Source organism: Youhaiella tibetensis (assembly GCF_008000755.1).
Taxonomy (GTDB): Bacteria; Pseudomonadota; Alphaproteobacteria; order Rhizobiales; family Devosiaceae; genus Paradevosia; species Paradevosia tibetensis.
Window position 1 is genome coordinate 4,258,474 of the sequence record NZ_CP041690.1, and the last position, 9,189, is coordinate 4,267,662.

At 66.4% G+C, this 9,189-nt stretch carries 12 protein-coding genes and 1 tRNA gene; 7 read left to right on the forward strand and 6 right to left on the reverse strand.

Annotated features, from left to right (window positions below):
* The first annotated feature begins 8 nt into the window (after positions 1–8).
* Together FNA67_RS20875 and FNA67_RS20880 are read left to right on the forward strand one after the other, a co-directional pair.
* A complete protein-coding gene (locus FNA67_RS20875; RefSeq protein ID WP_147658012.1) occupies positions 9–1,061 on the forward strand; it encodes a sugar ABC transporter substrate-binding protein in 1,053 nt (350 codons plus the stop codon).
* A 65-nt stretch (positions 1,062–1,126) separates the two neighbouring features.
* Positions 1,127–2,122, forward strand: coding sequence for an ABC transporter permease (locus FNA67_RS20880; protein WP_049706987.1), 996 nt, complete (start codon positions 1,127–1,129; stop codon positions 2,120–2,122).
* Positions 2,123–2,154: 32 nt separating this feature from the next.
* On the opposite strand, the gene FNA67_RS20885 is transcribed toward FNA67_RS20880, so the two are convergent.
* Genes FNA67_RS20885 through FNA67_RS20895 form a run of 3 tightly spaced genes read right to left on the reverse strand, consistent with a single transcriptional unit; the run spans position 2,155 to position 4,360 of the window.
* The gene (locus tag FNA67_RS20885; protein ID WP_147658013.1) at positions 2,155–3,423 is read right to left on the reverse strand and encodes an RNA polymerase sigma factor; all 1,269 of its coding nucleotides are present in this window, start codon (positions 3,421–3,423) and stop codon (positions 2,155–2,157) included.
* 52 nt (positions 3,424–3,475) lie between these two features.
* Entirely contained in the window at positions 3,476–3,904 is a 429-nt protein-coding gene (locus tag FNA67_RS20890; RefSeq protein ID WP_049706989.1) for a YciI family protein, read from the reverse strand.
* 24 nt (positions 3,905–3,928) lie between these two features.
* Positions 3,929–4,360: a YciI family protein gene (locus FNA67_RS20895; protein ID WP_049706990.1), complete on the reverse strand. Its 432-nt coding sequence runs from the start codon at positions 4,358–4,360 to the stop codon at positions 3,929–3,931.
* 244 nt (positions 4,361–4,604) lie between these two features.
* Between FNA67_RS20895 and FNA67_RS20900 the strand changes: the two genes are divergently transcribed.
* The 3 genes from FNA67_RS20900 (at position 4,605) to FNA67_RS20910 (ending at position 6,254) form a co-directional block, all read left to right on the forward strand.
* Positions 4,605–4,952: an ArsR/SmtB family transcription factor gene (locus FNA67_RS20900; protein ID WP_049706991.1), complete on the forward strand. Its 348-nt coding sequence runs from the start codon at positions 4,605–4,607 to the stop codon at positions 4,950–4,952.
* Positions 4,953–4,974: 22 nt separating this feature from the next.
* Positions 4,975–5,643, forward strand: coding sequence for an SRPBCC family protein (locus tag FNA67_RS20905; protein WP_147658014.1), 669 nt, complete (start codon positions 4,975–4,977; stop codon positions 5,641–5,643).
* A gap of 122 nt (positions 5,644–5,765) precedes the next feature.
* A complete protein-coding gene (locus FNA67_RS20910; RefSeq protein WP_147658015.1) occupies positions 5,766–6,254 on the forward strand; it encodes an SRPBCC domain-containing protein in 489 nt (162 codons plus the stop codon).
* Positions 6,255–6,301: 47 nt separating this feature from the next.
* Here the strand turns inward: FNA67_RS20910 and FNA67_RS20915 are convergent, their stop codons facing one another.
* Complete coding sequence (locus FNA67_RS20915; protein ID WP_147658016.1) at positions 6,302–6,676, reverse strand: YciI family protein; 375 nt, start codon at positions 6,674–6,676, stop codon at positions 6,302–6,304.
* The gene (locus FNA67_RS20920; protein ID WP_049706995.1) at positions 6,677–7,123 is read right to left on the reverse strand and encodes a DUF1905 domain-containing protein; all 447 of its coding nucleotides are present in this window, start codon (positions 7,121–7,123) and stop codon (positions 6,677–6,679) included.
* A 428-nt stretch (positions 7,124–7,551) separates the two neighbouring features.
* Between FNA67_RS20920 and FNA67_RS20925 the strand changes: the two genes are divergently transcribed.
* Complete coding sequence (locus tag FNA67_RS20925; protein ID WP_147658017.1) at positions 7,552–7,950, forward strand: hypothetical protein; 399 nt, start codon at positions 7,552–7,554, stop codon at positions 7,948–7,950.
* Positions 7,951–7,994: 44 nt separating this feature from the next.
* Here the strand turns inward: FNA67_RS20925 and FNA67_RS20930 are convergent.
* Positions 7,995–8,069: transfer RNA gene (locus FNA67_RS20930), tRNA-Gly, on the reverse strand.
* A 172-nt stretch (positions 8,070–8,241) separates the two neighbouring features.
* Between FNA67_RS20930 and FNA67_RS20935 the strand changes: the two genes are divergently transcribed.
* A complete protein-coding gene (locus tag FNA67_RS20935; protein ID WP_147658018.1) occupies positions 8,242–9,183 on the forward strand; it encodes a thioredoxin family protein in 942 nt (313 codons plus the stop codon).
* The last annotated feature ends 6 nt before the right edge of the window (positions 9,184–9,189 follow it).

Here is a 9,189-nt window from a genome sequence, read left to right on the forward strand (position 1 = left end):
CGCTACTCATGAAGAAGTTCATTCTAGCAGTCTTGGCGTCACTGGCGGTGCTCGCCGCCACGTTCTCGCCGGCCTTCGCCCAGGATGCTCAAGCCAAGGGCAAGATCTACTACCTCGTGCCCACCCTCCTCGATGAATTCCAGACCGCCTCGGTCGATGCCATCACCATGTTCCTCAAGCAGGTCGGCTACGAGACGGTGACGCTCAACGCCGACAACAAGACCGACGTGCAGCAGGGCCAGATGAACGACGTCATCGCCCTCAAGCCCGCCGCGATCGTGCTCGCCGCCGTCGATTTCAATGCGCTCAAGCCCTCGATCGAGAAGGCGCGGGCCGCCGGCATCCCGGTGATGGAATTCGACCGCCAGATCACCGACACCCCGTCCGACTTCACCTCCGTCGCCGGCACCGTCGAGATCGGCCATATCGCGGCCGACGAGGCCCAGCGCCTGCTCAAGGAAAAGAACGGGGAGGTCAAGGGCAAGGTCCTGCAGGTCCTCGGCGACCCCTCCGATCCCTATACGCTCGATATCCAGAAGGGTTTCGAGGAGAAGATGAAGGACTTCCCCGCCGTCCAGATCATCTCGCTGCCCGCCATGCAGTGGGAAGCCTCCAATGCCGGCACGATCGTGTCGGACCAGCTGCTGGCCAATCCGGACATCGACCTGATCTTCGTGCACGCCGCGCACCTGGCCGTCGCCGCGGTGGCCTCGCTCGAGGCCAAGGGCAAGAAGCCGGGCGACGTGCTGCTGATGTCCTCGAACGGCGCCCCGGTGGGCCTCGACCTCATCCGCAAGGGTTGGGAACAGGTGGAAGTGGAGCAACCCCTCTTCGCCCAGGCCGCCGCCATCGCCATGTTCGCCGACCTCGTCGTCAACAAGAAGCCCATCAAGCCGGGCGAATACGACGTGCTCGGCCTCAAGGGCGTGGTGACCGAGGAGGCCTGGGGCCCCAACATCAAGATCCCCGGCGCCGCCATCACCAAGGACAATGTCGACGACCCGAAGTTCTGGGGCAACATGAAGGTGCCCGCGACCCCGGTGACATCGGTCACCGACTAGCCTTTCCCAAAGCCGGGACGGACCTCCGTCCGCCCCGGTCCTTCCATCGTGCCTAGGGGGCAAACGTGACGCCGCACAACCGCGCCGCGCTCGAATTCCTGCTCGACAACCTGGTCTGGGTGCTGCTGATCGTGGTGCTGGCGGCCTTTTCGCTGTTCGTGCCGCATTTCTTCCAGATCGGCATCTTCGCCAATATCGTGGAGCAATCCACCTTCGTGGGCGTCATGGCCATCGGGCTGGCCCTCGTGGTCATTGCGGGCCACATGGACCTTTCGGTCGAATCGGTGGCGGCGCTTTCGGCCATGGTCACCGGCATCCTCTTCTGTTCGGGCGGCATCGGCTGGGGCTGGACGGTTTCGCCCGACTGGCTGCTGATCCCGATCTCCCTCTTCCTCGCCCTGGCGGTCGGCGCGGTGATCGGCACTGTCAACGGCCTGCTGGTGGTCAAGGTCAGGATGAACGCCTTCATCGTTACCCTGGCCTCCTACATCTGGGTGCGCGGGCTCGTGGTGGCCATTTCGGGCGGGCGGTCCGCCCAGGACCTGGCGCCGGCCATCCGCATCATCGGCATCCAGACCATTCTCTACATCCCGCTCATCGCCTGGATCGCCATCGCCTGCTTTGCGGTTTTCACCTTCATCCTGGCCAAGACCCCGTTCGGGCGGCACCTGACCATGATCGGGGGCAACGAGGCGGCGGTCTACCGCGCCGGCATCAAGGTCGACCGGGTGCTCATGATCGCCTTCGTGCTGGCGGGGGCGATTTCCGGCCTGGCCGGCTGGCTCCTGGCCATCCGCACGTCGGGCGCCACGGCCAACCTGGGCACGGGCATGCTGTTCAACGCCTTCGCCGCCGTGGTCATCGGCGGAGTGAGCCTGAAGGGCGGCGTCGGCCAGTTGCCGGGCGTCTATGCCGGCGTGCTGCTGCTCTCCTCGATCCACACCGCCATCAACCTGATGGGCCTGCCGGCCAACTACACCCAGGTGATCCTGGGCGTGCTGGTGCTGGCCGCGGTACTGCTCGATACGGTCAAGATCGCGATACGCCAGCGCCTGGCCTAGCGGCCACACACGCTCGCGTTCGTCCGCCGGGACTAGGCCCGCTCCAGCGCCTCGGCGGCGCGCTTTTCGAGCAGCGCTTTTTCGCGCGCATTGCGGGTCATCGTGGCGGCGCGCTCGAATTCTTCGCGCGCTTCGTCCATGCGGCCGAGCTTGAAGAGAAAATCGGCGCGCACCGCGTGAAGCAGGTGGTAGCCCTTGAGCGCCGGCTCATCGCGCAGGCCCTCGAGAATGGTGAGGGCGCTCTGCGGCCCGAAGGCGAAGCCATAGGCGACCGCCCGGTTGAGATCGACCACGGGAGAAGGCGAGATCTCGCCCAGCCGGGTATAGAGCGCGGCGATGCGCCCCCAGTTGGTGGCCTCGGCCGTGCGCGCCTCGGCGTGGCACGCCGCGATTGCCGCCTGGAGCGCATAGGGTCCGCCCCCGCCCAGCGCCCGCACGCGCTCGAGCGCCACCAGGCCGCGCCGGATCAGCATCTGGTCCCAGAGCGAGCGGTCCTGCTCGAGCAGCAGCACCGGTTCGCCCGCGCCATTGGTGCGGGCGCGCGAGCGCGAGGCCTGGATTTCCATCAGCGCCACCAGCCCATGCACCTCGGCCTCCCCGGGGGCGAGCCCGGCCAGCACGCGGCCAAGCCGCAACGCCTCCTCGCACAGGTCCTGGCGCAGCCAGTCCTCACCCGCGGTGGCCGAGTAGCCCTCGTTGAAGATGAGGTAGAGGACCTCGAGCACCGAGGCGAGCCGCTCCGCCCTCTCCGGACCCTGCGGCACCTCGAACGGGACGCCGGCCTCGGCAATGGTCTTCTTGGCGCGCACGATGCGCTGGGCGATGGTGGGCTCGCTCGCCAGGAACGCCCGCGCGATCTCCTCGGTGGTGAGCCCGCCCAGGAGCCGCAGCGTCAGCGCGGCGCGGCTGTCCGCCGACAGGATGGGATGGCAGGCCGTGAAGATGAGGCGGAGCTGGTCGTCCCCCACATCATCGTCCAGGCTCTCGGCCAGGGCATCCTCGCCCCCCTGTTCGCCATCGGTTTCCATGTCGTAGCCCAGCTCATCCAGCTTGCGGGCCAAAACCTTGTTGCGGCGGAAATAGTCGATCGCCCGCCTCTTGGCGGTAGCCATCAGCCACGCCCCGGCATTGCGCGGGATGCCGCTTTCCGGCCACGTCTTGAGGGCGATCACCAGCGCGTCCTGCGCCAATTCCTCGGCGAGGCTTATGTCCCGGACGATCCGGGTCAGTCCTGCGATGAGTTTTGGCGCCTCGATCCGCCATACGGCTTCGATGGCGCGCCTGGTTTCCGCTTCGCTCACGGGCGCGGATCAGACCATGTCCGTTCCGCGTCCGCAAGGTTCCGGACCATCCCTATTGGGCGATCGGCTTCTGGTTGGAATCGCGCCACGCCTTCTCCTTGGCGCGGTGTTCCTCCGAAACAACTTCTTCGGGAAGATCCCCGAACTCGGCGACCTGCCGCAGTTCGACCTCGCCATCGGTGAACGGAATGCGGCCGGCCCAGGCCAGCGCCTCGGCCTTGTCCTTGACCTGGATCAGCCAGAACCCGGCGATCAGTTCCTTGCTTTCGGTGAACGGGCCATCCTTGATCGAATGCCTGCCATCCTTGTGGAACTGGACGCGGGCGCCCTCGCGACTGGCGGTGAGCCCTTCGGCGGCCAGGAGAACGCCGGCCTTGATCAGCTCATCGTTGTACTTGCCCATGTCGGCGAATTCCTGGGCCGTGGGCATTTGCCCCTCTTCGCTTTCGGGCGACGCCTTGACGATCATCATGAAACGCATTTCTTCGCTCCTTTCCGCACGGGCTCAGCCGTGCCGGGCTTCCGTTTCGGCGCGCAGGCGGTTTTCACGCTCGCGCTGCTCGGCAGTGAAGGCCTCCCCGAAATCGTCCTCGGTGAGGATCGGGAAGATGTCGATCTCGACATTGCCGTGGCCGTCTTCCTTGGGCCACTTCTTGACCCACTCGACCGCGTCTTCCATGGACGGCACCTCGATGATCGAATAGCCGCCGACCAGTTCCTTGGCTTCGGCGAAGGGCCCGTCGATGATCTTGGGCCGGCCCGCGTCGAACTTGACGCGCCGCGCCTTCGCACTCGGATGCAAGCCGTCCCCGCTGACCATGATTCCGGCCTTGACCGCCTCCTCCATGTACTTGCCCATCGCCTCGATGAGCTCGGTGGTGGGCAGCACGCCCGCCTCGGTTTCCTCGTCCGCCTTGCGGATGACCATGAAACGCATCGACTTTCTCCTCTGTCTGGCTCGGCGCCGGTGACCGTTTGTCCCGGCTCTCGTCAACACGACGAACGCTGCAACGGCGGATCGACATGCCGCCGAATCTTTTTTCGATTGTTTTCGCCTTTGGACAAAAGTCCAAGGCGCGCCGGACCGTTCCCATTCGGCTCACCGGAAAAATCGGCGCTTGACTCGGCGGCGTCCCGGCAGTATTCAACCAATCAGTTATCAACTACTTGGTTGAATACAAATGGCCACCGACCAGCTCAGCCTCACGCTCTCCGCCCTTGCCGACCCGACCCGTCGCGGCATCCTTGCCCGGCTGTCACGCGGTGAGGCTACCGTCACCGAACTGGCCGAGCCCTATGACATGAGCCTGGCCGCCGTCTCCAAGCACCTCAAGGTGCTCGAGGGCGCCGGCCTCATCTCGCGCGGCAAGGAAGCCCAATGGCGCCCCTGCCGCATCGAGCCGGCCCCGCTCAAGGACGTTTCGGCCTGGCTCGAGGATTATCGCAAGCTCTGGGAAGAAAGCATGGATCGGCTCGACGTCTACCTGGCCAAGCTCCAGCGCCCCGACCCCGACAGCACGCCCAACTGATCCGGGCGGCGGGAGACGGGCGATGTCCAAGGGCAAGATCGTTTCCCTCGCTGCCTATGCCGAACGCCGGCGCCGCCGGCAGAACCGCCTGCCTCCCCCGCCCCGCCATGGCCTGGCGGGTTGGACGGACGTCTATCGGCGCCTGATCGAGGACAGCCTCGATCGGCTCGGCGCCTACCTGCAACATCTCAAGAAGGAACGAAAAATGGACGACCTGAGCGTAGCCACTCCCGCCGACCAGCCGGTCATCGTCATGACCCGCACGTTCGACGCACCCCGCATCCTGGTCTGGAAGGTGATGACCGAAGCCGAGCACGTCCCCCATTGGTGGGGCTGGTCGAAGGCCGTCACCACCGTCGAAAAGCTCGACCTGCGGCCCGGCGGCACCTGGCGCTTCGCCCAGACCATGCCCGACGGCAACCGCCTGGTCTTTTTGGGCACCTATCTGGAAGTCGTGCGCCCCGAAAAGCTGGTCAACACCTTCGGCATGGAAGGCCTCTACGAGGACAAGCTGATCGTGGAGGAACATCGCTTCGAGGAAAGCGGCGGGCGCACCATCCTCACCAGCACCAGCCGCCTCGACAGCATCGCCGATCGCGACGCGTTCGTCGCCACCGGCATGGAAGGCGGCGCCCGCGAAAGCTACAGCCGCATAGACGCCTACCTGGCGACCCTGGCGGTCGAGAGCTGAGGCCACCCTTCCCCCTCTAAGTCATCTTCGTATCGGCCAGAGGGGCGCTGCCCGCGCTGCGGCCACGCGGCGGGCCCGCCTCCTGCCCGCCGCTCACCCTCTCATGCACGGAGTAACCAACCATGTCTTCCACCATCACCCTGCCCGCCGACGAACCCCTCATCCTCATCGACCGCGTCTTCGAGGCGCCGCGCGACCTGGTGTTCAAATGCTTCACCGACCCGGTGCACGTGGTGCACTTCTGGGGACCGCACGGCGCGACCACCCCGGTCTGCAAGATCGACCTGCGCCCGGGCGGGCGCTGGCACTACGTCATGCAGTTCCCGGGTGGCAACCAGTATCCGGTGACCTGCGCCTATCTCGAAGTGGATGCGCCCGAGCGCCTGGTCTATCGCGACGCCCCGGGTGACTATGACGGCGACCTCGCCGCTCTGCCCCCGGCCTTCATGGTGACCACGGTCGAGTTCACCGAGGCGGACGGGCGGACCCGCGTCCTCTCGACCGTCAGACTCAACAGCATCGCAGACCGCGACCTGCAGGTGCAGCGCGGCTTCGCCGAGACCGTCTCGCAGGGCCTCGACCGCCTGGTCGAATACCTCAAGACGCTCTGAGCGCGCCGCGCCGCCGACAGGTGATTCACGTGAAACGCGCCGGGGGCCTAGGCTCCCGGCCGCTCGAAAAGCTGCCGGATCTCGCCCGAGCCGCGATAGGCCGGCCCCAGCACCGCAGCATGGATTTCCATCCAGCGGCGCGCGATCCCCACCGCTTCGTCCTTGTCGGCCACATCGATGATGGCAAAGCCCCCGATGAGCTCCTTGGCTTCGGCGAAAGGACCATCGCGCACCACCAGGGCCCCGTCGCCCACATCGACCCGCGCCCCGAAGGGGCTCGGCATCAGGCCCTCGCTCGACACCAGCTTGCCGGCCGCCATCATCTCGCCGATGAGCTGGCCCAGCGCGCTCATGAGCGCGGGCGGTGGCGGGCCCATGGATTCGGTATTGGCATCGGCCTTGTGGATCAGCATGAAACGCATTCAGGCCTCCCGCGCTTGGAGTTCGGCCAGCACCTTCTCGATGCGGCGCTGCCGCGTCTCGGGGGCCTTGGCCTGGCTCACCGATCCGGCGAGACGGCTGCGATTTGAGGCCGAGAGCCTGCCGAACTTTTCGGCGGCGCCGGGCGCCCGCGCCAGCGCCGTCGCCAGATCGACCGGCACCTCCACCTCGCGCGGCGTCGTATCGAGCGCCAGCTCGACCTCGATGGCGTCCCCGGCGCTCGTGCCCGACTGGGCGCGACGTTCCGCGCTCACCGGGATGAGCGTGCGCCCGTTCATCGAACCTACGGTCGTGCGGTAGGAAAATCCGTTGATGGTGACCTGGACGGCCGGGCGCTTGCCCCCGCCCAGCGCGGCGAGCACATCGGAGGGCACCTCGATACCCGCCGTATTGCCGCCCGTACCCAGTAGCGTCGTCGAAAACTTCATCCGTCTTCTCCCAAACTGGCCCGAGACATCCTCGCCGGCCATTGCTGCCGAGGCCGGCTGGAAAATCAATCCCTTCCACCGTCCCATGCCTTGACGACGAACGAGGCGGCGCGGAATCGACAGGGGGCTGCATTTTTCCGCCCATTGCTATCGTGCGGCGCCAAACCGGAGCCCCTGCTCGGCGACACGGAGCGACTAGCCCAGCTGGCGGCAAGGGTCTAGAAATTCGCCAGGGCGGGAGGAACGGATGACGGGCACCGGCGGCATCGAGTTGACCTTTGCGCTTGGGCAACCCGCCGATCTCTTCGCGGCGCCCGATACCGACCCCTTCTCGCCGGACTATGATCCCGAGCCGGTGGTCGAAAAGCTCATCGGCGATGTCGGCGCCATAACCCTGGCGCAGCGGCGGCGCTGCCGCCTGGTTTTTCATGCTGCCTGCGGACGGCGGCCATCCAGATGGCGAAAGCACCATCCCGGCGGCTCTGGCGCGCCATTGCCGGGCGCGAATCGCCCAGTTGCACAACGAACGCGAACTGATGCGCCATATCGGCTGGCGCGAATTGTGGATGGGGCTGAGCCTGCTCGCGCTCTGCCTGATGCTTTCGAGCGCCATTTCCGGCTCGCCCCTGCCGCCTTTCGCCGAAAGGCTGTTCGGGGAGGGCCTGGTGATCGCCGGCTGGGTGGTGCTCTGGCGTCCCGTCGAGACGCTGATCTTCGATACCGGCCGGCTCAATCGCGAAATCGACCTGCTCGAGGCGATCGCCGTCATGCCCGCGAGCGTGAAGCGTTCGGCAGCGCCGGCCCGGAAAAGCAAAAAGGGCCCGTGAAGGACCCTTTTGCGTGCCTCGATCCCTGCGAAGGACCGGGAAATTGGAGCGGGCGATGGGATTCGAACCCACGACCCTAACCTTGGCAAGGTTATGCTCTACCCCTGAGCTACACCCGCGCTCCAGTCGCTGCGGCTTGGCACCGCGTCGACGGGCGCCTATATGCCCAAAGACAAACACGATTGCAACCCAAAAACGCGATCCTTGTTGCGCGATGTGGATAGGGCTTGTCACAAGCCCCGCCCAGCGCCAGAAACAGAAGACTTTTGAGCCAAGCGGCAAAGGAAAATCATGACCCTTGATGGCGCCACTTCCACCCCCGCCGCCCCTCCCGCGGGCGCGCTCGTCGCCGAATCGTCCGATCGCGCCTTCAAGGCCGACGTGATCGACGCTTCCCTGCAGACCCCGATTCTCGTCGATTTCTGGGCGCCCTGGTGCGGCCCGTGCCGCCAGCTCACCCCGGCGCTCGAAAAGGTCGTCACTGAAAAGAACGGCGCCATTCGTCTGATCAAGATCAATATCGACGAGAATCCCTCGATCGCCGGCCAGCTCGGCATCCAGTCGATTCCCGCCGTTTTCGCCTTTGCCGGCGGACGCCCCGTCGATGCCTTCATGGGCGCCATTCCCGAAAGCGAAGTGCGGCGCTTTGCCGATCGCGTCATCTCCCAGGCTCCGGCCGCCGCGCCGCAGCCCGGCTCGGTCGACGAACAGATCGCCAACGCCCTGGCGGCGGCGGGCGAGGCCTTCGGCGCCGGCGATTTCGCCCAGGCCGCCGAGATCTATACCCTCGTCCTCCAGCACGCCCCCGATAACGCCAAGGCGATCCTGGGCCTGGCCCAGGTCTACGCCAAGACCGGCGACCTCGAGCAGGCGCGCGCCGTCCTGGCCGAACTGCCCGAGGATGCCCGCAAGGGCGAGGACTACCTGGCCCTGAGCCAGGCCCTCAAGCTGGCCGCCGAGGCCGAGGGCCTGTCCGGCGCCGCCGCGCTCGAGGCGGAAGTGGCGCGCGACCCGGACAACCACCAGGCCCGGTTCGACCTTGCCGTGGTCCTCAATTCCCAGGGCCAGAAGGTGGAGGCGGCCGAGGCCCTCATCGCCATCATGCGCCGCGACCGTGCCTGGAACGAGGACGGCGCCCGCAAAAAACTCCTCGAATTCTTCGAGGCCTGGGGTCCCAAGGACCCGGCAACCCTCAAGGGGCGGCGAATGCTTTCCTCGCTCCTGTTTTCCTGACGAGCC

Coding starts and splice junctions, on each gene's coding strand:
- FNA67_RS20925 (WP_147658017.1), top strand. CDS start 7,552: ATGCTGCCTGCGGACGGCGGCCATCCAGATGGCGAAAGCACCATCCCG.
- FNA67_RS20920 (WP_049706995.1), bottom strand. CDS start 7,123: ATGAAGTTTTCGACGACGCTACTGGGTACGGGCGGCAATACGGCGGGT.
- FNA67_RS20915 (WP_147658016.1), bottom strand. CDS start 6,676: ATGCGTTTCATGCTGATCCACAAGGCCGATGCCAATACCGAATCCATG.
- FNA67_RS20900 (WP_049706991.1), top strand. CDS start 4,605: ATGGCCACCGACCAGCTCAGCCTCACGCTCTCCGCCCTTGCCGACCCG.
- FNA67_RS20875 (WP_147658012.1), top strand. CDS start 9: ATGAAGAAGTTCATTCTAGCAGTCTTGGCGTCACTGGCGGTGCTCGCC.
- FNA67_RS20935 (WP_147658018.1), top strand. CDS start 8,242: ATGACCCTTGATGGCGCCACTTCCACCCCCGCCGCCCCTCCCGCGGGC.
- FNA67_RS20890 (WP_049706989.1), bottom strand. CDS start 3,904: ATGCGTTTCATGATGATCGTCAAGGCGTCGCCCGAAAGCGAAGAGGGG.
- FNA67_RS20905 (WP_147658014.1), top strand. CDS start 4,975: ATGTCCAAGGGCAAGATCGTTTCCCTCGCTGCCTATGCCGAACGCCGG.
- FNA67_RS20910 (WP_147658015.1), top strand. CDS start 5,766: ATGTCTTCCACCATCACCCTGCCCGCCGACGAACCCCTCATCCTCATC.
- FNA67_RS20895 (WP_049706990.1), bottom strand. CDS start 4,360: ATGCGTTTCATGGTCATCCGCAAGGCGGACGAGGAAACCGAGGCGGGC.